The organism is Pseudomonas guineae (genome assembly GCF_900113745.1).
Classification (GTDB): Bacteria; Pseudomonadota; Gammaproteobacteria; order Pseudomonadales; family Pseudomonadaceae; genus Aquipseudomonas; species Aquipseudomonas guineae.
In genome coordinates, this window is record NZ_FOQL01000001.1 from 87,369 (window position 1) to 111,251 (window position 23,883).

26 protein-coding genes are annotated in these 23,883 nt (G+C 57.1%); 12 read left to right on the top strand and 14 right to left on the bottom strand.

All coding sequences use genetic code 11. From position 1 onward, the window contains the following. Positions 1–66: 66 nt before the first annotated feature. From BMZ32_RS00470 to BMZ32_RS00500, 7 genes are all read right to left on the bottom strand, one after another. Complete coding sequence (locus BMZ32_RS00470) at positions 67–831, bottom strand: hypothetical protein (RefSeq protein ID WP_090237999.1); 765 nt, start codon at positions 829–831, stop codon at positions 67–69. Continuing rightward, positions 828–1,409 (bottom strand): RNA polymerase sigma factor, encoded by a 582-nt coding sequence (locus BMZ32_RS00475; RefSeq protein WP_090238003.1) that lies wholly within the window; start codon positions 1,407–1,409, stop codon positions 828–830. The genes BMZ32_RS00470 and BMZ32_RS00475 overlap by 4 nt, the downstream gene beginning before the upstream one ends. Further along, positions 1,406–3,160: a vWA domain-containing protein gene (locus BMZ32_RS00480; RefSeq protein ID WP_090238006.1), complete on the bottom strand. Its 1,755-nt coding sequence runs from the start codon at positions 3,158–3,160 to the stop codon at positions 1,406–1,408. Before BMZ32_RS00480 ends, BMZ32_RS00475 begins: the two co-directional genes overlap by 4 nt. A 67-nt stretch (positions 3,161–3,227) precedes the next feature. Further along, positions 3,228–4,676: an aminotransferase-like domain-containing protein gene (locus BMZ32_RS00485; RefSeq protein ID WP_090238009.1), complete on the bottom strand. Its 1,449-nt coding sequence runs from the start codon at positions 4,674–4,676 to the stop codon at positions 3,228–3,230. A gap of 200 nt (positions 4,677–4,876) precedes the next feature. Beyond that, on the bottom strand, positions 4,877–5,689 hold the full coding sequence (locus tag BMZ32_RS00490; RefSeq protein ID WP_090238012.1) for an OmpA family protein: 813 nt from the start codon (positions 5,687–5,689) through the stop codon (positions 4,877–4,879). Next, positions 5,686–6,042 carry a DUF4398 domain-containing protein gene (locus BMZ32_RS00495; RefSeq protein ID WP_090238015.1) on the bottom strand — a complete coding sequence of 119 codons (357 nt, stop codon included), beginning with the start codon at positions 6,040–6,042 and terminating at the stop codon, positions 5,686–5,688. The genes BMZ32_RS00490 and BMZ32_RS00495 overlap by 4 nt, the downstream gene beginning before the upstream one ends. A gap of 8 nt (positions 6,043–6,050) precedes the next feature. Beyond that, positions 6,051–6,878, bottom strand: coding sequence for a substrate-binding periplasmic protein (locus BMZ32_RS00500; RefSeq protein ID WP_090238019.1), 828 nt, complete (start codon positions 6,876–6,878; stop codon positions 6,051–6,053). A 111-nt stretch (positions 6,879–6,989) separates the two neighbouring features. Here BMZ32_RS00500 and BMZ32_RS00505 point away from each other — a divergent pair, with 111 nt between their 5' ends. The 11 genes from BMZ32_RS00505 (at position 6,990) to BMZ32_RS00555 (ending at position 15,290) form a co-directional block, all read left to right on the top strand. Continuing rightward, entirely contained in the window at positions 6,990–7,919 is a 930-nt protein-coding gene (locus BMZ32_RS00505) for an alpha/beta fold hydrolase (protein ID WP_090238022.1), read from the top strand. Between the two features lie 265 nt (positions 7,920–8,184). Continuing rightward, positions 8,185–9,420, top strand: coding sequence for a tyrosine-type recombinase/integrase (locus BMZ32_RS00510; protein WP_090238025.1), 1,236 nt, complete (start codon positions 8,185–8,187; stop codon positions 9,418–9,420). Positions 9,421–9,519: 99 nt separating this feature from the next. Next, positions 9,520–10,353, top strand: coding sequence for a DUF6387 family protein (locus BMZ32_RS00515; protein WP_090238028.1), 834 nt, complete (start codon positions 9,520–9,522; stop codon positions 10,351–10,353). Positions 10,354–10,448: 95 nt separating this feature from the next. Beyond that, positions 10,449–10,655 carry an AlpA family phage regulatory protein gene (locus BMZ32_RS00520; RefSeq protein WP_090238031.1) on the top strand — a complete coding sequence of 69 codons (207 nt, stop codon included), beginning with the start codon at positions 10,449–10,451 and terminating at the stop codon, positions 10,653–10,655. Continuing rightward, positions 10,656–11,009 (top strand): hypothetical protein, encoded by a 354-nt coding sequence (locus BMZ32_RS00525; protein ID WP_090238034.1) that lies wholly within the window; start codon positions 10,656–10,658, stop codon positions 11,007–11,009. Beyond that, positions 11,006–11,263 carry a hypothetical protein gene (locus tag BMZ32_RS00530; RefSeq protein WP_090238037.1) on the top strand — a complete coding sequence of 86 codons (258 nt, stop codon included), beginning with the start codon at positions 11,006–11,008 and terminating at the stop codon, positions 11,261–11,263. The genes BMZ32_RS00525 and BMZ32_RS00530 overlap by 4 nt, the downstream gene beginning before the upstream one ends. Before the next feature lie 132 nt (positions 11,264–11,395). Next, complete coding sequence (locus BMZ32_RS00535; RefSeq protein ID WP_090238040.1) at positions 11,396–12,265, top strand: toprim domain-containing protein; 870 nt, start codon at positions 11,396–11,398, stop codon at positions 12,263–12,265. Beyond that, positions 12,262–14,094 (top strand): DUF927 domain-containing protein, encoded by a 1,833-nt coding sequence (locus BMZ32_RS00540; protein ID WP_090238045.1) that lies wholly within the window; start codon positions 12,262–12,264, stop codon positions 14,092–14,094. Before BMZ32_RS00535 ends, BMZ32_RS00540 begins: the two co-directional genes overlap by 4 nt. 76 nt (positions 14,095–14,170) lie before the next feature. Further along, a complete protein-coding gene (locus tag BMZ32_RS19275) occupies positions 14,171–14,635 on the top strand; it encodes a hypothetical protein (RefSeq protein WP_139213932.1) in 465 nt (154 codons plus the stop codon). Further along, on the top strand, positions 14,632–14,856 hold the full coding sequence (locus BMZ32_RS00550; RefSeq protein ID WP_090238050.1) for a hypothetical protein: 225 nt from the start codon (positions 14,632–14,634) through the stop codon (positions 14,854–14,856). Before BMZ32_RS19275 ends, BMZ32_RS00550 begins: the two co-directional genes overlap by 4 nt. A gap of 26 nt (positions 14,857–14,882) precedes the next feature. Next, on the top strand, positions 14,883–15,290 hold the full coding sequence (locus BMZ32_RS00555; RefSeq protein ID WP_167376703.1) for a terminase small subunit: 408 nt from the start codon (positions 14,883–14,885) through the stop codon (positions 15,288–15,290). A gap of 79 nt (positions 15,291–15,369) precedes the next feature. On the opposite strand, the gene BMZ32_RS00560 is transcribed toward BMZ32_RS00555, so the two are convergent. From BMZ32_RS00560 to BMZ32_RS00580, 4 genes are all read right to left on the bottom strand, one after another. Continuing rightward, complete coding sequence (locus BMZ32_RS00560; protein ID WP_090238056.1) at positions 15,370–15,780, bottom strand: carbon storage regulator; 411 nt, start codon at positions 15,778–15,780, stop codon at positions 15,370–15,372. Between the two features lie 858 nt (positions 15,781–16,638). After that, on the bottom strand, positions 16,639–17,547 hold the full coding sequence (locus BMZ32_RS00565) for a tetratricopeptide repeat protein (RefSeq protein ID WP_090238059.1): 909 nt from the start codon (positions 17,545–17,547) through the stop codon (positions 16,639–16,641). Between the two features lie 440 nt (positions 17,548–17,987). After that, on the bottom strand, positions 17,988–18,917 hold the full coding sequence (locus BMZ32_RS00575) for an electron transfer flavoprotein subunit alpha/FixB family protein (protein WP_090238065.1): 930 nt from the start codon (positions 18,915–18,917) through the stop codon (positions 17,988–17,990). Further along, positions 18,918–19,667, bottom strand: a complete 750-nt coding sequence (locus tag BMZ32_RS00580) for an electron transfer flavoprotein subunit beta/FixA family protein (RefSeq protein ID WP_090238068.1) — start codon at positions 19,665–19,667, stop codon at positions 18,918–18,920. A 320-nt stretch (positions 19,668–19,987) separates the two neighbouring features. Here BMZ32_RS00580 and BMZ32_RS00585 point away from each other — a divergent pair, with 320 nt between their 5' ends. Further along, positions 19,988–21,652 carry an electron transfer flavoprotein-ubiquinone oxidoreductase gene (locus BMZ32_RS00585; RefSeq protein ID WP_090238071.1) on the top strand — a complete coding sequence of 555 codons (1,665 nt, stop codon included), beginning with the start codon at positions 19,988–19,990 and terminating at the stop codon, positions 21,650–21,652. Between the two features lie 59 nt (positions 21,653–21,711). Here the strand turns inward: BMZ32_RS00585 and BMZ32_RS00590 are convergent, their stop codons facing one another. The 3 genes from BMZ32_RS00590 to BMZ32_RS00600 all read right to left on the bottom strand — a co-directional run bounded on the left by BMZ32_RS00590 (position 21,712) and on the right by BMZ32_RS00600 (position 23,860). Next, positions 21,712–22,281 (bottom strand): DUF1285 domain-containing protein, encoded by a 570-nt coding sequence (locus BMZ32_RS00590; protein ID WP_090238074.1) that lies wholly within the window; start codon positions 22,279–22,281, stop codon positions 21,712–21,714. A 10-nt stretch (positions 22,282–22,291) separates the two neighbouring features. Then, on the bottom strand, positions 22,292–22,894 hold the full coding sequence (locus tag BMZ32_RS00595) for a DUF4823 domain-containing protein (RefSeq protein WP_090238077.1): 603 nt from the start codon (positions 22,892–22,894) through the stop codon (positions 22,292–22,294). A gap of 75 nt (positions 22,895–22,969) precedes the next feature. Continuing rightward, a complete protein-coding gene (locus tag BMZ32_RS00600) occupies positions 22,970–23,860 on the bottom strand; it encodes a radical SAM protein (RefSeq protein ID WP_090238080.1) in 891 nt (296 codons plus the stop codon). Positions 23,861–23,883 lie beyond the last annotated feature (23 nt).

A 23,883-nucleotide genomic window follows, 5' to 3' on the forward strand; every position in this document is an offset into this window, starting at 1 on the left:
AGCGCAGCACATTGCAGTGGACATAACTCAGTGCAAGGCACTGCTCAGCAGACACGCCAAACAGTCTCAGTCTGGCGGCTGAAGTTGCTGCAACTGCGCGTCGATATCAAGCTCAGGGTGCTTACGCATCAGTTGCAGCAGTAAGGCATCTGCTTCGTCAGCCCAGCCATCACGGCGTAGGCTAAGCAACCGCTGCAGCTCATTGTGCAGGTGCTGCTCGGCTTGACTGACTGCCGGCTCAGCCGCGTTACCTAAGGCTCGCTGAGCGGGTGCACGAGCAGCTTGCGGCAGTAGCTCATTTAACGCCTCGACCGCTTGCACGTTACCCTGCGATTGGCTGGCCGCGCCAGTCGCCAGCTTTTTCTCGACCTTGGCCTTATCGGCACTGTAGCCCTGGATTACCGGGGCAGACTGAGCCGAGCGTGAGTGCTGCGCCTCATCAGCAACCGCAGTAGACTCTATCTGAGGCGCCGAGTGCGCTGCCATTTTGGCAGTATTAGGCGTCATCAGTGCGCCGCCGGGTACGCCATCAAATGAATCGGGTATTTGCTCAAGGGTGCGCCAGGTCAGGCTCACACCGATGCCCAGGCACGCGACTCCAGCCAAGGCCAGCGACCAGCGTTGCCGGCCGCCAACACCGAATAACCAGCAGTGCAGGCGCTCGCTCACGCTAGGCTTGGCGTCTACAGCCGTTTTATTGCGCACTGCGGCGCTGGCCGCGGCGAGAATCTGTGCATCAAGCTGGGCACTGGGCTCGCCGCCGCTGTGCTGGCGGAAATGCTCAAGCATTTGCCGTTCCTGCTCATCGGATATGTGTTGATCGTGGTTCATACGGGCAACTCCTCGGCGGCCGGGTCAGCCAACAGCCGACGTAACTTCTGCAGGGCATAGCGCAATCGGCTTTTCACTGTCTCGGCGGGTATCTGGGTCAACTCGGCAATCTCGGCCAGCTCCAGATCACCATGAGCGCGCAGCAAAAACACTTCGCGCTGCTCATCTGGCAAATCTTTCAGTGCAGCCTGCAAGCGCTGCTGATCACGACTGAGGCTCAGCAGCTGCTCGGGGTTCGGTTGCGGGTCGTGCGGGGCATGCTGCTGTTCATCGTACTCAGCATGCCCCGCCTGATGCCGACCATGCTTGCGCCAATGATCGATCAGCCGGTTGCGACCGATCTGATACAGCCAAGTCTTGAACTGAACAGCTTCACGCTGCTCGCTCTGGCTGCGGATCAAGCTCATCCAGGTGTCCTGAAACACTTCCTCGGCCAAGGCGTGGTCGCCACACAAGCCGAGTAGAAAGCGGAACAAGCCAAGCCGATGGCGTTGATACAACTCGGCGAAAGCCGCCGCATCGCCGCGGCGGTAACGCCGCAACAAGGCGACGTCGTCATCCGTGAGGGGTCGATTCACTGCTGCACTCGTGAGGTCGTGGTAGGTGATGTCGCAGTTTGCAGGCTCTGCGCCAGTTCCACCAGCTGCACAAATTCGGCACGAAAGCCGAAGCGATCTTCACCCTTGGCGTGGCGTGCCAGTTCGGCGCTGTCTGCCAAACTGAAGCCCCCGGTGTATTGATCGTCCTTGAGCTGTTGGGCAAACGCAGCCACTGCGGCGGCAAAGCGCAGGTCTTCACTGGCGCGGCTAATAGCCGGTACATCGGCCACCTTAATGGCTTGCTCAAGCAGCTTACTGGCGGCCTGCCCCGGCGCTTTGTAGCGAATACGCAACCAGGCCAGTTCACCAGCCTTGCTATCGGCTTTTACAGCCGCCTGATAGCGCAGCGGCTCCAACCAGCCGTTGCCACCCACGGGCATCACCTCATAAAGCGCAGTTACTGTATGGCCTGCACCAATCTCACCGGCGTCGACCTTGTCGTTGCTGAAATCCTCGCGCTTTAGTGCACGGTTTTCGTAACCCAGCAGGCGATATTCGCTGACCTGCGCCGGGTTGAACTCGACCTGGATTTTCACATCGCTGGCCACCGTAGCCAGGGTCGAGCTGAGCTGATCGACCAGCACTTTGCGCGCCTCACGCAGGTTGTCGATATAGGCATAATTGCCGTCGCCGGCATCAGCCAATTGCTCCATCAGTTGCTCGTTGTAGTTGTCAGTGCCAAAACCGAGGGTGGTCAGCGATACGCCGGTCTGGCGCTTGTCGGCGGCCAGTTGCTTAAGCGCCGCAAAATCACTGATACCGACGTTAAAGTCGCCATCGGTGGCCAGCAGAATACGGTTGATCCCATCCTTGATAAAACCCTGCTGCGCTTGCTGATAGGCCAGCTGAATACCCGACTCACCGGCGGTAGAGCCGCCGGCAGTCAGCTGATCAATCGCGGCACGAATCTTGGCTTTATCGCTGCCCGCAGTTGGCTCCAGCACCACACTGGAAGAGCCGGCATAGACCACCAGTGACACCTTGTCCTGAGCGCGCAGCTGCTCAACCAGCAGCTTTAAGGTGCTTTGCACCAGCGGCAGCCCATCGCGGCGATCCATCGAGCCGGAGACATCCACCAGAAATACCAAGTTGGCCGGTGGCAGTTCGTCTACCCGCAGGTCGGAGGCCTTGATAGCGATACGCAGCAGACGACTTTCTGGGTTCCACGGCGTGGCGGCCAGTTCGGTATGAATACCGAAAGGTACATCACCGGCCGGCAGCGGATAGGCATAGGGGAAATAGTTGACCAACTCCTCCAGGCGCACTGCATCCCGAGGCGGCAACTGCCCATGATTGAGAAACCGCCGCACATTGGCGTAGCTACCCGTATCGACATCAATGCTGAAGGTCGATACGGGCGCCTCAGTGACGGCATGCACGGGGTTATCGGCCAGCGCCTGATACTGCTCACGGCTCTCATCGCGATAACCAGGCAGCGTAGCGTCAGCTTGCATGTTGGATATGGGCATCTGCAGCGGCGCATAAGCCACGCTGGGCATTACGGACTTGCCGGCCACTTCACGCTTGCGCTCTAACTCAGCCGAAGCGGCCAGCGCCTCGTGCAGCTCGCCGGGTACGCTGGTGCGAAGTTGATCAGCCAATACCGGGTTACTAACTGACTTGGCCGGCGCTTCGGGATTGGCGGCGCTGCACGCACCGAGGCTGAACAGTACGCCGGCGGCAAAACCCGCCAGCAGAGGACGGGTAAGCAGTACGTGGGTAGCAGACATGGACACAGCTCCTGAGCGATCAAATAAAACCTTCGCTCAGGTAGACGCCACTTTTGCCTAAATCGGGTTAAGCCAGGTTAAAACTGGCTGCTCCGTCCTGACACAACTGCCCGGCGAGCATGCCCAGAGTCATCAATGCGCGCTCGGCTTCGCGATTCCACGGGATGCCACAGTTCAAACGAATGCAATGGTTGAACTGCTCGGTATTACTGAAAATCAACCCCGGCGCGATACTGATGCCCTGCTGCAAAGCGCTGACGTGCAGGTCCTTGGTGTTGACCCGCGCCGGCAGGCTGACCCAGAGAATAAAGCCACCCTTGGGTCGAGTCATTTGCGTGCCTTCGGGGAAATACTGCTGCACTGCCAACTGGAAGGCGCTGAGGTTCTTACGGTATTCCTGACGGATAAAGCGTAAATGACGGTCATACCCCCCGTTCTCCAGATAAGCCGCCACCGCCATCTGCGTCACGCTGCACGCCGAGTGAGTACTGAAGGTCTGCAGACGCTGGATTTCATCCTGATACTTACCGGCCACAATCCAGCCGATGCGCACACCGGGTGAGAGGGTCTTGGAAAAGCTTGAGCAGTACACCACCCGTCCTTCACGGTCATGGGACTTGAGGGCCTTAGTCGGCCCTTGCTCGAACATCAATTCACCGTAGATATCATCCTCGATGATCTGAATATCGTAATCACTGGCCAGACGCAGCAACTGACGCTGACGCTGCTCAGGAATGGTGCCACCCAGCGGGTTGCTCAGGCGCGCGGTCAACACCAGTGCTTTGATCGGCCACTGATTAGCCGCCAATTGCAGGGCTTCCAGGCTGATGCCGGTAGTCGGGTCGCTGGGTATCTCGATGACTTTCAAGCCAAGCAGGTCAGCCAACTGCAACAAGCCATAGTAAGTGGGCGATTCGGTGGCGATCAGGTCTCCCGGCTTAGTCAGCACGCGCAGGCTCATCTGCAAAGCATCGACACAGCCGTGGGTGATCACCACTTCGGTCGGATCGACCACTACGCCTGCGTCGCGCATGCGGATCGCCACTTGGCGGCGCAACGGCTCGAAACCGGGGCTGAACATATAGCTGAAGGCTCGCGCACTATGAAAACGAGTGACCTTGGCCAACTGCTGGTGCAACGCGCGCACCGGCAGGTAATCCACGTGTGGCACGGCGGCGCCCAATGGGAAAACCCCCTCGCGGCGTGACTCGGTTAGCACTTGGTTAATAATACTGCTGCGCGTAACTAAGCCCGGACGCTCGACCCGCGCGATGTCTGGAGTCGGCGCAGTCAAGGCTGGGGTCTGGTGGACATAGAAACCCGATTGCGGCCTTGCGCGGATCAAGCCCTGATCTTCCAGGTTGGCGTAGGCCTGCAGCACCGTGGCATGGCTAACACTGAGCTGCGCGCTCATCTTGCGCACCGACGGCACACGTTCACCGGGCTGATAAACGCCACGGCGAATGTCTTCCGCCAGTTGCTGGGCAATGCGCTGATATAGCAACAGACTGGTCATAACCACGTTCCTGCTTGACTGAACCGTAACAGTAAACCGGCTTATCGAAAGTACGCCGGTACAACTCACTCAATTGTGAGCGTTACAGTGCGCCTGCGCCAGCGACTGTTACGGTTCACTTAGCATTTACTCAGACTGTGCCTAACTAATAAGCGGCAATAAAAAACCTGGCGCACCAGGTTTTTAAAAATCGCCGAAACTCAGCGTGATGAGCCGAGATGACCTTGCTCATCTGAAAAGACAATCTCGACCCGACGATTCTGTGCACGGCCTTTGGCCGATGCATTCTCAGTCACCGGGAAGCTCTCACCATGGCCCTGCACCTCGATACGCTTGGCATCGACGCCCAAATCAACCAGTGCGTCAGCAACCGCTTGCGCACGCGTACGGGAGAGTTCGAGGTTTTCCTGAGCATCACCACGGCTGTCGGTATAGCCCTCAATACGGACGATACGGCGGGGGTTTAACTGCAGAAACTGCACCAGCTTCAGTACGGTACGGTTAGCCGAAACGTTTAGATCACTGTGTCCAGCATCAAATAACACATCACCCAAGGTCATCACCAAGCCACGCTCGCTCTGGGTGGTCGCCAAGCTGATCATCTGTTCCTCAAGCCAGCTGCTCTGATCCTGAATACTCAGCAGCTTGGCTTCGCGCAGGACTAGCTGCAGGCGCTGACGCTCCAGCTCTAGCTTGACCGCGCGCTCCTGATTCAGATTGAGGGTGCTCTTCTGCCCAGCAATCGCAGAGTACTGCTGGCTCAAGTAGGCATAGTGCACGACATCATCCGAGCTACCCCAATAGCTCGACAAACGATCTGCTTTGGCCAGCGACTCACCGGCACGAATAAGATCTTTGGGCGCGCTGCGAAGCACATCTGCGTCTTCCCTAACCTGCTGGTAAGCCTCGTGTGCGGCCGCCAAAGCCTGGTCACTGGAGTGCATTGATGAGGCGCAACCGCTCAACAGCAGCGCGCTTAATGCGGCACTCAAAACAGCTTGAAAGCGTTTCATTGCATGGCCCCCAGCTGTTTACGCAGGCGATTAATGGCGTTATTCAACTCTGCCAGCTGTTGCACGCTCTTTGCATTTAGGTATTGCGCTTCAGCAAGACGGGCGTCCAACTCTGCCTGCTCGGCATACACCCGCGCCTGTTTGTAATCTTCGTCCTGCATTGCAGCTTGCGCTGAGGCGAGCTTGTCTTCGGCAAGATGCAGCGCAGGCGATTGCTCGGCAGATAGACCCAGCGCAGCGGCTTGACTGAGCGCTTGCTCAGTTAAACGCAACTGCTCGTGAGGGGCCGGGTCAGTTACACAGGCGCTGAGCATAAGCGGTAGCAAGACCGCACAGACAAATCGATTAATCACGAAATTTCCTACTGTTTTGTCACACCGGCGGGGACGGGCTGTTGATCGGCCCAGCGTTGCAGGTTGCGTTGCAACAGGGCTTGTGGCAAATCGCTGGCCACTGCTTCAGTCATTTTCTTCGCCAGCATGCCGCGAAGCCAAGGGTCATTACAGGACGAATTATGCGACAAGGTCAGGTACAGGCCTTCACTGGAGATTGGCGGATCAAGCACCAGCAAATCATTCTGCATCCCCAGGCTGTCAGCCATTGCCTGACCGGGATAACGCTCATACAAGACATAATCAGTGCGGCCCAGCAAAAGCTTGCGGAAGGCCTGAGTCAGACTGGATACACCTTCAAGTGAAAGGTTGCTCTTAGCATAAGCATCGAACTGCTGACCAAAACTGTTATTGACTAAGGTATCGCCCGTGCGCTCACGCAGGTCTTCCCAGCCAGCGTAAGGGAACTCTGCGCCACGGTGCACCCATACCACACTGGACGTTAAGTAAAACGCCGGATGGACATAGTCCATCACCTCCAAGCGCGGCAGGGTGAGAAAAGCACCCGCAAGCAAGTCGACACGGCCGGTACGAACCTCATCCTGCGCTCGCGACCAAGGCCCGGTATAAATGATGTCTACGACTACGCCCAGCTCCTTGGCTAGGTGTTGTAGCAAGTCGGCATTAGCGCCGATCAGCTTCTGCGGATTCTGTGGGTCGCGCCACAAATAAGGTGGGTACTCCGGATTACCCGTAGCGACCAAGCGCTCGCATTTACCTGCAGCTACGGCAGCCATGGGCACCAGTAGCATACCGAGTAGCAGCAAAATCGATTTATATAAACCGCGCTCAAGCATTAGCGAATTCTCGACTTAATCTTGTATAGGTGTTGTCAGATGCAGACTGGACGGTGGCTTCTTCATGCTAGCTTAATACGCACTCATACTAATTCGCGATAAAGACCTGTCATGAAAAAACTTATCTTTGGCTTGATTCTCTTGCTCATGGGCAGCGCCGTACTGCTCTATCTGTCGCCGGCCACTTTGCTGGCCAGCATGCAACTCATAGAGAGACAACGCGCAGGGCTAAGCCTCAAGCAAATCAGCGTGAACGATCTTAACATTCATTACTACGAAGGCGGTCCAAGCGGCGCACAAACCATCCTGATGGTGCATGGTTTTGCCGCCAATAAAGACAATTGGCTACGCATCGCCCGCCACCTTACTCAGGATTACCGTGTCATTGCCCTCGACTTGCCCGGCTTTGGTGCGAGCAGCAAGCCCGCTGGCAGTTACGATATCGGCACGCAGACTGAACGCCTGGCTGACATCATTGACGCGTTGGAGTTGAATCAGTTGCACCTAATCGGCAACTCCATGGGTGGCCACATCAGCGCGCTTTACGCCGCACGCTACCCAAAGCGAATAACCTCACTGGCGCTACTCGACAACGCAGGCATCAACTCGCCGCAACCCAGTGAACTTCGCCTGCGCCTAAAGCGCGGCGAAGCTAATCCACTGGTTGTAAAAAGCCCAGAGGACTTTCAACGCTTACTGGCATTCATCTTCGTAAAGCCGCCCTATCTGCCTGAATCACTTAAAGGCTATTTCGCCGAACAGGCCGCACGTAACAGTGCACATTACGATCAAGTCTTTGCCCACTTGGTCGAGCGCTATGTCCCGTTGGAACCTGAGCTGAACAAGATCCAGGCACCCACGTTAATCATCTGGGGAGCCGAAGACCGAGTATTAGACGTGTCCAGCGTTGAAGTCATGCGGCCACTTCTGCATAAACCCAGCGTAATCATCATGCCCAATACCGGCCATGCGCCGATGATTGAACAACCGGAGTTGACCGCTCAGCACTATCGAACCTTTCTCCAGGCACTTGAGCATTAGGTAGAGCGGGACACTAGTGTTCGGCTGGCTGACAGCAAGATCAAGCCTGAAGCCGATAATTACCGGATACAAAAAACCCGCTCAGTGAGCGGGTTTTTTTATGTCCGCTGTTTTTCGCTGTCATCCTCAAGCCCTAGATATTACGGGGCTTACGGCCTATTATCAGTCCGCAAGCATCCGCCCCGGTGTGTCTCTTTCCGGGAAAAAGTGTGGGAACAAGTGTGGGGATAGATTCTGTTCCCACACCGCTGACGAAGGTGTGACCGTGGGCAATCTGAGCGCTATACAAGTCGAAAACCTGACAGAACCGGGCACCTATCAAGATGGTGACGGCCTGTGCCTCATGGTGAAGGCCACCGGGCGCAAGTCTTGGGTATTGCGCTTCCAGCTAAACGGCAAGCGCCGCGACATGGGTTTGGGCGGCTATCCCGACGTAAGCCTAAAGGCGGCAAGGGCTGAGGCTGGCACCAAGCGTAAGCAGCTTCTAGCTGGCGACGACCCCCTAGCCGCCCGTGACGCTGAACGCCTCGCCAAGCGTGAGGCACTCCGAGCTAAAGCGGCACGCGGCATAACCTTTGAGGTGCTGGCAAATGAGTACCTAGAAGCGCATGGGGCCAAGTGGTCTGATGGCTGGCGCAAGGATTGGAGCCGCAAGCTAAGGCTGTACGTCCTAAACCATATCGGCAATCTGCCAGCCAGCGACATCGGCACCGAGCAAGTGCTAAAGGTGCTGCGCCCGATCTGGAGCACCAAGACACGCACTGCCGACGAAGTACGCCGTCAGATTGAGCGTGTGCTAGACGCCGCCAAGGCGCACGGCTTGCGCGATGGTGATAACCCGGCGCGCTGGAGTGGGCATCTAGACGAACTACTGAGTAAGTCCGACAAGAAGGCCGCAAGGAAAGGGCAGCGCTTTGCCGCGATGAAGTGGCAAGACGTGCCAGAACTAATGCTTAAGCTAAAGGGTAGCGACAGCCGCGACGCCTTTGCGCTGCGCCTATTACTGCTAACGGGTGCGCGTGCCGGCATGGTGCGTTTCGCACCTTGGGCAGAGTTCGATTTAACTAACGCCGTCTGGTCACTACCGGCCGACAGGATGAAAACGGGCGTCGCCTTCGACATACCCCTACCGCCTGCCGCCGTTGCGCTGTTGCAAACCATGCCTCGTACCGAGGGCAGCCCTTATCTGTTCCCCGGGCAAGGCAAAACCGGCGTTATACACAAGGGCGCAATGCGTCTGCTATTGCATGGCATTGGCCACGCCGACATAACCAATCACGGCTTTCGCAGTTCCTTTCGAACATGGGCAAGCGAGCGCACCCACTACGCCCGTGAAGTATGTGAACTGGCATTGGCGCATGATGAACGCAGTAAGACAGAGAGTGCATATTCCCGATCTGACTTCTTTGAAAAGCGCCGGGAGCTGATGAACGCATGGGCGCAATTCATCACCACGCCGCCCGCTGCAAACGTCATTCAAGGCGACTTTAAGCGCGCCTAACCGTTTTGGCTGGCCTATCCCGACGGGGAGAAAAGCGGGCACCCACCCGCCTGACCAGCCGATCTATTCAGCATGGGCAACGCCTCGGGAGGCGTGACGATGGCCAAGATAGACCGCGTTGAAGACTTGCCTGAATGGTTCGACTTAGAGAAGTACAAAGGCGCTGAATCGTTCGGGGTTACTGAGTGGATTTACCACCTAAGGAATAGATGGCACCTATTTGACAGTTTCGATGAGCTGAAAAAGCAAGGGATTACCGTCGAGAGCTTCCCCGGGAGTGACCACTGGCTACCCGGGAATTTAGAGAGATTTCGCTCAGACCCTCTAAGAGTTGAGGAGGGTCTGAGCGATGTTCTACACCCACCAGTGAGGGATATGGCATTCGGAGACCTCGCTGGGCAACGGTACTTTGAAGATCACGCAGCCTGCCAAGACGAATATAGCGCTGATGATGTTGAGTATTGGCAATTTATGGCCGCTTGTGATGAACCAGTGCGAGAGGGACTGGCCGCCTCCGTTGGACTTATGAAGGCGCGTATGAGTCCTGGGTTTCCTTTAATGGTGGATTTGCGGGCCACTGACTCCGTGTTGATAACTGCCTTTTCTAGATGGCTCAAGAATGAGCGCGCAAAACAGCCTGCAAGCACTTCTAGCAAACGCGAGCTACCCGCCTATAACGATTGGGCAGGCTTTGGGCTTCTGCCCTACTTAGACTTGACGCTTTGGGAAGGAGAAACCGGAAACAAATTAACGCTCAACATCATGGCGCAAGCGGTCGGCTATTTCCGTGGTGGCGATAGTTTTCGTAAAACTGTTCCCAGTTTGGCCGCCAAGCTTATGCACAGTTTGAATGAGCTGGAGTGTCTCGGGGTAATTGAGTCCGCAACTCCGGACAAGCCGGAAAAACTCGACAGTTGCGTTTTTCCGGAATAATTGAGACTTCGACTCTCGGCATGGTGCCGATTCTCACTGATGTATTGAATAGCCATCGTCCGCCCCACCACGGGGCCAGCCTAGGAGCAACGACGATGGCCGCAACCGTACAGCAACCCCGCCGCATTCTGCGCTTGCCGCATGTAAAGGCCGCGTCCGGCCTTGGCCGCACGAAAATCTATGACCTGATGAAAGAGGGGCGCTTTCCCAAGGCCCGCCGCATTGCCGGCGCGCATGCTGTTGGCTGGGACTCGCTGGAGGTTGAAGCGTGGGTAGCCGAGCAACTTGGGGAGGTGGCTTAAATGCAAAAAGCCAGCCCCCCAATACATGCAGAAGCCAGCCACTCACAGGGCAATATTAGCAGCACCCGCACCAAGGCACAGAGCAAGATTAGCCGGGTACTGGCGCACCTTTTACACCATGGTCCGCTTAACCGCTTTGAGGCTGAACGCATTGGCGACCATTGCTTACACAGCACCATTAGCAGCTTGGCGCACAGCTACGGCCTGACCTTCACCCGCACCCCGGAAAAGGTGCCGAACCACTGGGGGCAACCCTGCGACGTGATCCGCTACGGCCTGCCAGCTAGCGAACGCCGCCGCGCCCTGCTGGTGCTGGATATGCTGAACCGCAAGGGCAAGAAGGTGGCCGCATGAATACCTTTATCCAGCTTGGCGGCTTCACCCAATACCACTACGTCCAACACCCCGACGCCCCGCGCTACCCCTACGGCGTCTGCGGCCCGTTCGCCACGCAAGCGCAAGCCACCGCCGCCATGGATCGCATAGCGGCCACGTTCCCGGCTACCGCGTTTCATATCGAGCACGCGGGCTTTGCCGGTAACAAGCGCCGGATGCTGACCACTGACCACGCCAAAGCGCGCCAGCGCCTCGAACAACTGAGGGCATAACCCCATGGGAAACCAAACCTGCAAAACAGCGGGTACGCCGAAGGCTTGCCCAAATTCCGCGCGCCGCTACCTGTTCACCCTTGCACCGGCTGGCGCTGATCTAGTGCTGCTGTTCACTCTGGAGGTGCTGCTATGGATTGCGTAATCGCCTTCCGTGACGCCATGCAAGCCGAGTTAGGGCAACTCGATTGGCTGCCCATTGCCGACGGCACTATCAGGCGCTTCCACGTCCCCGGCGATAAGCCCGGCACCCACAACGGCTGGTATTTGGCGTTTGCCGACGCGATACCGTCTGGCTGTTTTGGTAGCTGGAAGGCGGGCACCTCGCACACATGGAGCAGCCGCGAACCGGCCAACACGGTAGAAGCTGAGCACCTGCGCCAGCGTACCGAGCAGGCACGTCGGCAACGGGAGGCCGAGCAGCACCAGCGCCAGCAAGCCGCCGCAGAATACGGCAACCGTATTTGGCGTGACGCCCGCCGCGCCGATCCTGCGCACCCGTACCTGATCGCAAAAGGGGTGCGCCCATACGCCCTGCGCGAGCACGACGGCGTGCTGCTGATACCGCTGGTGCGTGACGGCCAACGGGTGAACCTGCAACGCATCAAGCCGGACGGCAGCAAGCGCTTTCTGTTTGGTGGCATGGTCAAGGGCTGCTATTCGCCGCTTGGGATCATCACCGCCGGCCAACCTCTTTACGTCTGTGAAGGGTATGCAACCGGGGCAACCATCCACGCCGAAACCGGGGCCGCTGTGGCCTGCGCCATGAATGCCGGGAACCTGCTACCCGCTGGCCAGCGACTACAGCGCCAGCACCCCGACGCCGTATTGATCGTGGCCGGTGACGACGACCGCATGACCGACGGCAACCCCGGCAAGACGGCTGCAATCAAAGCCGCCGCTGTTCTTGGCTGTGGGCTGGTGCTGCCCCCATGGTCGGGTGCTGAACCACTGGAGTTGACCGACTTTAACGACCTCGCCAACTGGAGGGCTAAGCAATGAACGCCGCCGAAGAATTAAACCAAGGTTTGCTGTTTTCCGATGGAACACATGGAACACATGGAACAGCCAGTAACGCCGGGGCTTCTAGCTGTTCCACCGAAGAAATGGCACATGGAACACATGGAACAAATACCGTTCCCGCCGCACATCACCCAGAGATTGAACGCCCCACCTTCCGCACCTATGACCACCCAGCCAAAACGCTGGCCGGTACTTATGCGCCGGGTGTGTGGTGGCACGGGGTCAAGGAAGAAAAGGGCAAGGCGGTTAACTATGACAAGCGCATATGCTCGCCTTTGCATGTCGAGGCAGTAACGGCGTGCGAGGGTGCCGACTTTGGCCGCCTGCTGCGCTTCCGCAATACCTTGGGCGATTGGCGCGAGTGGGCCATGCCTATGCATTTGCTCAAAGGCAGCGGTGAGGATTTGCGCGGCGAGTTGCTGAACATGGGCGTTGAAATCGACCCCGACGCCTTCAAGCTGCTAAACCGCTTTATTCAAGGCCAGCACCCCAAGCGCCATGTAATCGCTGCTACGGCTACCGGCTGGCACTCGCCAACCTTGTTCATCATGCCGCGGGAGAACATCGGCAACGGTGACGCCATTTACCAGAGCGAAGCCGCCAACCTGGACGACTTCCGCCAAGCGGGCACCCTTGAAGGGTGGCAGACCGAAATAGGCGCGCGCTGTGAAGGCAACCCGCTGCTGATGCTGGCCGTTTGCGCATCACTGGCCGGGCCGCTGTTGTACCACCTGCAACGCCAGGGGGGTGGCTTCCACATTGTTGGCGACAGTTCCACCGGTAAGAGCAGCGCCATACAGGCAGCCGCATCGGTATGGGGTCACGGCGAGCAGTTCAAACGCACATGGCGCGCGACCGGTAACGGGCTGGAAGGTATCGCCGCGCAACGTAATGACACCCTGCTGGCGCTGGATGAAATAGGTGAGGCTGACCCGCGCGAGATTGGCGCTGTGGTGTATGCCATGGCCAACGGCACCGGCAAGGCTAGGGCAAGCCGTAACGGTGGCGCACGACCAACAAAGCGTTGGCGCGTTGTGCTGTTTTCGTCGGGGGAGCTGGGTCTATCTGCGCACATGGCCGAAGGTGGCAAACGCAGCCGGGCCGGTCAAGAAATCCGCTTAATGGACATTCCCGCACGGCGCACCCATGGCGCTTGGGATCACTTGCACGGCTTACCCGGTGGGCGTGAGTTTTCCGATGCTATCCAGCGCACCAGCGTCACCCACTACGGCCAGGCCGGGCCGGCGTTTATCCGTGCGCTGCTGGCGTCTGGTGAAGTTGACGACTTGCCCGCGGTGCTCGCCTCGCTGTGCGCCAAATACCCAAGCGGGAGCGGCCAAGAAAGCCGTGCCGCTGAACGCTTCGCCTTATTGGGCATGGCCGGCGAGCTGGCTATTGAGTGGGGACTGTTACCGGTTCCTGCTGGTGCCGCTCACGCCGCTATGCTGGAGCTGTTCAGTGTTTGGAGCGGCAACCGAGGCCAAGGCCAAGGCGAAGACGCGACGATCTGCGCCAGCCTGTGCGAGTTCATTACGCGCCATGGTGACGCGCTGTTCTCTGGACTGAGCGCCGCCGCAGTGGTGCGCGACCGTGCCGGGTGGTGGCGCGACGAAGATAACCGCCGTGTGTGGATGTTTACCGCCGAAGGCTTGCGCCGTGCCGTGCCGGGCTTCGACCTGGTACGCATCACGACAGCACTAGACGCCGCCGGGTGGATCACTGAGCGCAATACCGGCCTTTACTCTAAGCGGGTCAGGGTGGACGGGTTCACCCCGCGCCTGTATCACCTCGCGCCGACGGAGGTGTGAGATGGGTAGGCTTTTAGAGCTGGCCAACCGGATAACCGGCGCACCTGTTCCATGTGTTCCATGTACCCAAAACCACATGGAACAGCTACAGCCCGCGCCATTGCTGACTGTTCCACCTGTTCCATGTGTTCCACCCACAAAACACAAAGTCGAGGAACAGGCGCTAAAAGCCGGCCTATCTGAAAAGGCGCTCACGCGACTTTCTGTTTCCACCATTCCTGTGGAACAACCGGTACAGCCGAGAAATTGCACCCCGCACCCAGGCTGGCACCTGAAACCAGCCCTGACACCTGATCGCAATAAGCCGCCAATGGTGGAAGACCACGATCAGCCGCAGCACTTCATTCAAACCGCCGTCACGGCATCACCTGAATGGCTGGCCGCCCGTAACGCTTTCTACAACCACTTAATGCCTTGCCGTGACTGCCATGCGCCTGTTGGGCGGTATTGCCCTGCTGGTGCTGAGCTGCGCCAGCGGTATGACGCGACAGAAATTGAACCCACCTTATTAAAACCAGAGACCAAGGAGCGCGCGCAATGAATAACCTATTCGCTATCGACAAAGAGGGGCTAGAGGAGATTATTCAAATGGTCCGCGCCGTGGCTGCTTATATCGACCGGGAGCCGGACAAAGCCCGCGCTAACGAGCTGCGAGAAATCTTTGATTATGCTGGTGAGATATTGGCCGACGTTGAACGCAGCCCAATAATCATGGTGCGCGACTTGGCCGCCGTTCACCCAGCCTCGCCAATCACGCAATGACCACCCAAAACTGGGGAGCCATAACAATGAAGCCAGAGCGCGCTTGCACACCAAAACAGGAAACCTTCTGTCTGGCGTACATCGAAACCGGCAACGCTTGCGAGGCATACCGCCGCGCCTATGACTGCAAATCAATGGGTGCGGCTACGGTGAGGCGAGAGGCTGCAAGGCTGCTGGATAACCCCACCATCACCACAACACTAACGGCATTGCGTGCGCCCGCCATAGAGGCCGCACAGGTGACGCTTGCCGGTCATCTAAGCGACTTGGCCGACCTAAGAGACAAGGCCGCCGACGCCGGGCTATACAGCGCCGCTATCAGTGCTGAGATTGCACGCGGCAAGGCGGCTGGCGTCCACGTCGAGAAATCAGAGCGGGCACTTGCCGGATCAATCCAGACAATCACCCGCATTGAATTAGTGTCGCTGGAGTAACAGCAGCAAGCGATAGACCGCAATCTGTTGAACACTTAAGCCCTGCCTAATAGCTGGGCTTTTGGCCGATTACTGTCTGCTACCTCACTAATTCTTCACGCAAAACCAGCAATTCCTGCGGGGCCTGAATAAGCAGTTTTATTCCACCGTTGTGCGGGCCAAAAAATACAACCCAAATGCCCTCACGCTTCAGGCTCAATAGTGCTGCTTGCGGATCAGCCCATGGCTGTATCGTTATACATATCGCTTCATCGACTTTTCGGGTGAGAGCGAGAAACCCCTCGCGCAGATGATCGTCATAATGTTTCTTCGGCGTCAGTCCTGCTGGGGCATGAAAGCCGATACGTGCGTTGCTAGCTTTAGCTTTTATGGTGTTGATGCGTATTCCAGTGCCGGCCATTCGCTTAGCCAATTCAAGGCAGTCTGCATCCTCAGCAAGGGTGATGCTGACGGACTGGCCTGACGAGAAGTTCTTTACGAGATATCCCATGTAACGCTTCCTTGCGTAGCGAAAGATTTGGAGTCTATTGGCTCACAAATCTAGCTGGTTTATCCGCAGTATCAATAAAGGTACTCCGACCCCCCCTTCCCATTGAGTGTAATTGCAGTCTCACAGCCGAACTATGTACGGGCGCAATCCTGCGCCGTGCGCTTACGGTTCCTATTCTGCCTGCAAGCCCACCACTGCAAAGCCCGGCCAGCAATGCAAGCCGGAAGCGGTTGCTGTATTGAAGCCAGCAACAGTACGCGTTCTGTGCCTTGCAGGCTGATAACTAAACAACAACCAACCGCCGCAAAAAGCTCACATGACGCGAAAGGCCGGGGCACCAATTACCCGCAACAGGGGTACGCCGTGGAGAACCTAGCGCATGGGGGGAGGGGTGGATCGAAAGCGACAGCGGCCCAGCACTCGAACGAATGGGGGAACCTTCCACACATTAACCGCAACAATTTTTGGTACACCGGGAGGGGTGGGTTGAAAGGGACAGCGGCCCAGTACTCGAACGAATGAGGGTGCCGATCTTTCATTAAACCGTAGAGTTTTGGTACATCGGCAGGGGGTGGGTAAAAAGTCAGGACGGCACCCGGAACGGAACGACGGGGGGAACCTTTTTCTTACGTCCGCAAAATTCGTGTTTTGGGATTGGCCTACCGCGTCCGGTCTCTGGCTGAGCGAGGCGACTACGGGCCTAAATAAAGCTGACAATAACTAACATCCAGCCTGGTCGCTCTGCGCGATTGCTACCTAACAAAACCTTACATTCAGCCCGCTAACGCTGAGTTTCGGGACCAGTACGCGCGCGTGCGCGAGGCGCTGAGTCTGCTAGGCACTCAAGCACGTCGCTCACTATTTCGGCTGGTATGTATTGAAGTACACCTTGGCTAACGCCTGACCTTTTGCGAGTTGGTCAGGAGTTAGCTTATTGGCAGCAATATCTCGGCCTTTGACTGCGTCCGCATAACCATTCGCGGCAGCAACTGAAAACCACGCATAGGCTTCCTTGTTGTCCTGAGGCACGCCTTGGCCATTGCCGTACATAATCCCAAGATTCGACTGCGCGCCGGCATTGCCCTGCTCTGCGGCGAGGCGGTACCACTTAACCGCTTCCTTGTAGTCCTGAGGCACGCCTTGGCCGTCGTAGTACCTCAGCCCGAGATTCACCTGCGCGCTGGCATTGCCCTGCTCTGCGGCGAGGCGGTACCACTTAACCGCTTCCTTGTAGTCCTGAGGCACGCCTTGGCCGTTGCCGTACATGTACCCGAGATTGGACTGCGCGCTGGCATCGCCCTGCTCTGCGGCGAGGTGGTACCACTTAACCGCTTCCTTGTAGTCCTGCGTTACGCCTTCGCCGTTGCTGTACATAATCCCAAGATTGAATTGCGCGCCGGCATTGCCCTGCTCTGCGGCGAGGTGGTACCACTTAACCGCTTCCTTATAATCCTGCGCCACTCCATAGCCGTTGCTGTAAGCATATCCAAGATCGTATTGCGCCGAAGTCTCGCCCTGCTCTGCGGCGAGGCGGTACCACTTAACCGCTTCCTTGTAGTCCTGAGGCACGCCTTGGCCGTTGCCGTACATGTACCCGAGATTGGACTGCGCGAGGGCATTGCCCTGCTCTGCAAGTGGCTGCCATTCAGACAAAGCGGTTTTGAAATCGCCCTTATCATAAGCCGCAAAACCTTCAGCGAAACCAGCATAGGCATTACTCAGGTAGGCTGTGATTGCCAGGGCAACCAGCGAGTGACGTAGCGACATGGGCGAACAATCCTTGTTGGAATATGCACGGAAGTGCTTTGAATAATGCGCGTGCTACTCAAAAAGTTCACTGTTGTAAACTTTTACAGTGACCAGTTGAGCGAGGAAGCATTGTTCATCTATCGCCGCAACAGAACGTTCCGCGCGCGCGAGGCTGACGAATTAGACAATCAATCAAGTCTGACGCTGATCTGGCGTGAGAGGGAGGGGGGGGGAGGTAAAAACTAGGCGCTCAAGGTATGCCCGAACGACGGGGGGAACCTTTTTCTTACGTCCCCAAAATTCGTGTTTTGAAAATAAGTTGTTTAACGCGGACTGGTTATGTGGGGATAGGTGTGGGGATAAGGCGCTATGGAAAAATAAAAGCTAATAAATACAAGAACCTATAAACTTAAAAACCCGCTCAGTGAGCGGGTTTTTTGTTAGCTGGGAAAGCGGGTTTAAACCAGTTTTTCCAACTCAGGTACAGCATCAAACAGATCAGCAACCAGGCCATAGTCAGCTACCGAGAAAATCGGTGCTTCTTCGTCCTTGTTGATCGCAACGATCACTTTGGAGTCTTTCATACCTGCCAAATGCTGAATCGCGCCGGAAATACCGACGGCGATGTACAGCTGCGGCGCGACGATCTTGCCAGTCTGACCGACCTGCATATCGTTCGGTACGAAACCTGCGTCAACTGCGGCGCGGGAAGCACCTACAGCAGCGCCCAGCTTGTCAGCCAGCGCGTAAAGGTGCTTGAAGTTGTCACCGTTCTGCATGCCGCGGCCGCCGGAAACGACGATCTTGGCAGCAGTCAGTTCAGGACGGTCGGATTTGGCCAGCTCTTCACCGACGAAAGACGATTTGCCTGCATCCGCTGCACCGCTAACGGCTTCAACAGCAGCACTACCGCCTTCAGCGGCAACCGGATCGAAACCGGTGGCGCGAACGGTGATGACTTTAACGGCGGCGGACGATTGCACAGTGGCGATGGCGTTACCGGCATAGATCGGACGCTTGAAGGTATCAGCGCTTTCAACCGCGATGATTTCCGAGATCTGATCAACGTCCAGTGCAGCGGCAACGCGCGGCAGAATGTTCTTACCATTGCTGGTAGCAGCAGCCAGGATGTGGCTGTAACCCTTGCCCAGCTCGGCAACCAGCGGCGCAACGTTTTCCGGCAACTGATGCGCGAAAGCAGCGTCGTCAGCAACCAGCACCTTGGCCACGCCAGCAATTTTTGCGGCGGCTTCGGCAGCGGCGCCGCAAGCGGCACCCGCAACCAGCACGTGGATGTCACCACCGATCTTCACTGCGGCTGCAACTGTGTTCAGCGTGGCAGGAGCCAAGGCGGCATTGGTGTGTTCAGCGATAACCAGGATAGTCATTTAGATTACCTTCGCCTCGTTCTTCAGTTTCTCGACCAGTTCAGCCACAGACTTGACCTTGATGCCGGCGCTGCGGGTAGCAGGCGCTTCGACTTTCAGGGTCTTCACGGTGGAAACGGTAGAAACGCCCAAGTCAGCCGGGGTTACAGTTTCCAACGGCTTCTTCTTGGCCTTCATGATGTTCGGCAGCGACGCATAGCGCGGCTCGTTCAGTCGCAGGTCAGTGGTCACGATAGCCGGTAGGCTCAACGCAACGGTCTGCAGACCGCCGTCGATTTCACGGGTTACATTGACCTTGTCGCCCGCCACTTCCACTTTGGAAGCGAAGGTGCCTTGAGCGAAACCAGTCAGCGCGCCCAGCATTTGGCCGGTCTGGTTGTTATCGCTGTCGATGGCCTGCTTGCCGAGGATCACCAGCTGCGGCTGCTCTTTATCAACAACCGCTTTCAGCAGTTTGGCAACCGCCAGGGAATTCAGCTCATCGGCCGATTCAACCAGAATGGCACGGTCAGCACCCAGCGCCAGTGCGGTACGCAGCTGCTCTTGAGCAGTTGTCGGGCCGATGGTTACAACAACGATTTCGCTCGCAACACCCTTCTCTTTCAGGCGTACAGCTTCTTCCACGGCGATTTCGCAGAAAGGGTTCATCGACATCTTGACGTTCGCAAGATCAACGCCGCTGTTGTCCGCTTTGACGCGAACTTTGACGTTGTAGTCGACCACTCGTTTGACAGCTACAAGAACCTTCATGGATTCCTCGTTACTCTCCGGTGAATAAGAATGTCGCCAGAAGCGAACATGGCGGGAACTGCAGACCGGCCGGAACCGGGAGTCAACCAATAACGGCAGACACAAAACCGTTCGTATCTTGAACGCACGACTTAGGCGGGTCAATACAACGAAGCAGCCAATCGCAAGCGATGTAGTAAGATTCTAACAGCCCTACAGGAAATTCAAACAAACGTTTGTATTGGAGCATCGGGAGGCTGCGGATATAATGCGCCAGCATCGCTCATGGAACGAGCTCGATCGCCAAATAAAATTAGAGAGCCTTGAGTAGGAGAAAGCCTGTGGAACGCGAATTTATGGAATTCGACGTCGTCATCGTCGGCGCCGGCCCTGCTGGTTTGTCCGCCGCCTGCCGACTGAAGCAGAAAGCAGCCGAAGCCGGCAAAGAAATTAGCGTCTGCGTGGTCGAAAAAGGCTCCGAAGTCGGCGCGCACATTCTTTCCGGTGCCGTATTTGAGCCCCGCGCATTGAATGAGTTATTCCCAGACTGGAAAGAGCTGGGCGCCCCGCTGAACACCCCGGTCAAGCGTGATGATATCTACGTGCTGACCAGCGCAGACAAGTCCACTCGCGTGCCTGACTTGTTTGTACCCAAGACCATGCACAACCATGGCAACTACATTATTTCTCTTGGTAACTTCTGCCGCTGGCTGGCTCAACAGGCGGAAAACCTCGGCGTTGAAATCTATCCAGGCTTTGCCGCCCAAGAAGCGCTGATCGACGAAAACGGTTCGGTCTACGGCATCTTGACCGGTGACCTTGGCGTTGACCGCGAAGGCAACCCCAAAGAGGGTTACTACACCCCGGGCATGGAACTGCGCGCCAAGTACACCTTGTTTGCTGAAGGCTGCCGTGGCCATATCGGCAAGCAGCTAATCAAAAAATTCAACCTCGATTCTGAAGCTGATGCTCAGCATTACGGCATCGGCCTCAAAGAAATCTGGGACATCGATCCAGCCAAACACGAGCAGGGTCTGGTCGTTCACACGGCCGGCTGGCCGCTGGATATTACTGCTAGCGAAAACACCGGCGGTTCATTCCTCTATCACTTGGAAAACAATCAAGTGGTCGTGGGCCTGATCGTTGATCTGTCTTACAGCAATCCACACCTGTCACCGTTCGATGAGTTTCAGCGCTACAAGCATCACCCAGTAGTTGCTCAGTACCTGGAAGGCGGTAAGCGCGTTGCTTACGGCGCCCGCGCCATCGCTAAGGGCGGCCTCAACTCGCTGCCAAAAATGGTCTTCAACGGCGGCGCACTGATTGGTTGCGATCTCGGCACCCTTAACTTCGCCAAGATCAAAGGCAGCCACACCGCGATGAAGTCAGGCATGCTCGCCGCTGACGCCGTGGCCGATGCGCTGTTTGCTGGCAGTGAAGGTGGCGACCAGCTGACCGGCTACGTTGATGGCTTTAAGGCCAGCTGGTTGTATGACGAACTGTTCAGCAGCCGCAATTTCGGCCCGGCAATTCACAAGTTCGGCCCGCTGCTTGGTGGTGGTTTCAACTGGGTGGATCAAAACATTTTTAGCGGCAAGATCCCCTTCACCTTGCATGACACCAAGCCGGACTATGCCTGCTTAAAGCTTGCTGCAGACGCGCCGAAGATCAGCTACCCGAAACCAGATGGCAAGCTCAGCTTCGACAAACTCAGCTCAGTATTCCTCTCCAACACTAACCATGAAGAGGAACAACCCTGCCACCTGATGCTTACTGACCCGAGCATTCCGCTGAGCAAAAACCTGCCGATGTATGACGAGCCGGCGCAGCGCTACTGCCCAGCTGGCGTTTATGAAATCGTCACGCAGGAAGACGGCGAGAAGAAGTTCCAGATCAACGCGCAGAACTGCGTGCACTGCAAAACCTGTGACATCAAGGACCCCGCCCAGAACATCAACTGGGTGGCCCCTGAAGGCACAGGCGGGCCTAACTACCCCAACATGTAAGGCACTAAAAAGGCTCCCTCGGGAGCCTTTTTTATGTGGACTTAAAAGCACACGAACAGTCAGTCTGGCTGCGGACCAATCGGGAAAAATTCACCACTGCTCCACACACCCAGCCACGCTTTACCGTCAATTTCCCGCACAACCGCCAGCTCGACCAATTGGTAGAACACATTGCGGTGCACCAGCGCCTCCAGATTGGTTCGCACAAGCAGGTAAGGCGCAGGCTCCTCAGTCAGCGCGTCCAACTCGACCCGCAACGGGTGCTCGCTACCTGCCACCACCTCATCTTCGACATTGGTGATAAAGCGCAGCACCTGCGCCTCACCCGCACCTTCAACCTGCAGGCTGACTGCCACAAAAGGCGCGTCATCAACCTGAATGCCGACCATTTCCACCGGCGTTACCAGCACATACTTATCGCCGTCGCGACGAATAATGGTGGAGAACAGCTTCACCATCGGCTTACGACCAATCGGTGTGCCCATGTAATACCAGGTGCCATCACGGGCGATGCGCATGTCGATATCGCCACAGAAATCCGGGTTCCACAGATGCACTGGCGGTGGCGCTTTGCCCTCACCTTTAGGTATTTGCGCCAGCAGATTGCCGGCCTTATCTGTGTCAGTCATCAGCCCCTCCTCAACGCCCCAAACCCAACAAACGCCGCGCATAATCCTGCAGCGCTGGACCGATAAGATCCTCAGGCTTGGCATCATAAAGCGTCAGCAAGCCTCCACGGCCGCGAATACGTGCAGTATCGACCAAATAACGCGTATTGGTTTCGATCAGCATCAACTGAATCACACCGCGATCGGTGCCCAACCGATCCACTGCTTCTTGGTCTTCCCATTCTTCAATGGTACCGATGCGGTCGTCGGCATAGGCAAAGCGGCTATAGAGCAGATAGTGCGCGCCGGCTTCACGCGCCTCGGCAAGTGACTCTTCAAGGCCGAGCGGGGCCTTAGCGCGGCGCACCATGGGGAAGTACTCAATGAAGCCTTTGTAAGCTTCCTCGGCTACCACGTTGGGCCGTGGATAAGCGCCACCTGGCGGTACGAAATGGCCCTGGGCAATATAGATAAACGAGTCTGCCTGCAAGCGCCAAGAGCTGGCACGACGGGTCTGGCTGTGGTCGAGCACTCCGACATCACGCAGCTGATAAATCGCGCTATCGGCCAGATCACTGACCTTCATGCAACCGCCCAGCAGCAACACCCCAACTATTAACAACAGGCTACGCATCGTATTTCTCCTGCAACCAGCGACGGAAAACCGGCAGATGGAGCCTAGATGCAGGTTTCACGCCAGCCACATTGCTTACAGTCCGCGCTGCCACTCCTGGCGCAGATGCGCCTGTTGCGGCGCCTCAATGGCTTGGCGCACCTGCGCCAACAAGCGCTGCTTATCGGCACCCAACGTGCCCTTGAGCACCAGGTAATTGGACGCGTGATCACTGCGAAAGACCGTATCGCGCAACTCAAGGCCTTGCAACAAGCGCTCTACCTCGACAAACAACTGCTGTTGGTTGAGCGCCTGGAAATCAGCGAAGCCTCGGCGAAAACGTGCCTCGCCCTGGGGAAAACTCACCACCAGGGTCGAGAGAAACTCTGGTTGAGTCTCGCTCATCAAGCGCGCCGAATTATCAGCATGCTGCTCACTCAACACCGTACCGCCTAAACCGTTGAGGATCATCACTGAACGAGCGATGCCAGCCTGGCCGAGCTTATCCAATGCACTTAGGCTGGACGCATAGGTCTCGCCTTTGTTCACAAGCGCCAGTACCTCGTCATCGCCCGACTCACAGCCGACATACGCCATACCCAACCCCGCATCGGACAGCTCTTTGAGCTCGTCGACCGATTTCTTGCGCAGGTTGCGCGGTAAGCAATAGCTAGACACCCGGGTGACGCTGGGCATGTGCTCACGAATAGCGGTAAGGATGGTCAGCAAGCGTCGCGTCGGCATCACCAGCGCATCACCGTCAGCCAGGAATACCCGCTGCACGATCATCCGCTCGCCAGTCAGGCGAATCTCTTCAAGCACCTGCGCCTCATCGCGGGCACGGAATTTCTTCTGCTCCTGGGTATACATTTCACAGAACGTACAGTTGTTCCAAGAGCAGCCATTGGTCACGGGCAGGATAAGTGAATGGGCTTCGCTGGGCGGCCGGAATACCGGTTCGATGTAGCTGATGGGGAAATCTTGCATGCTCTTCACTCACCGCAGACGGC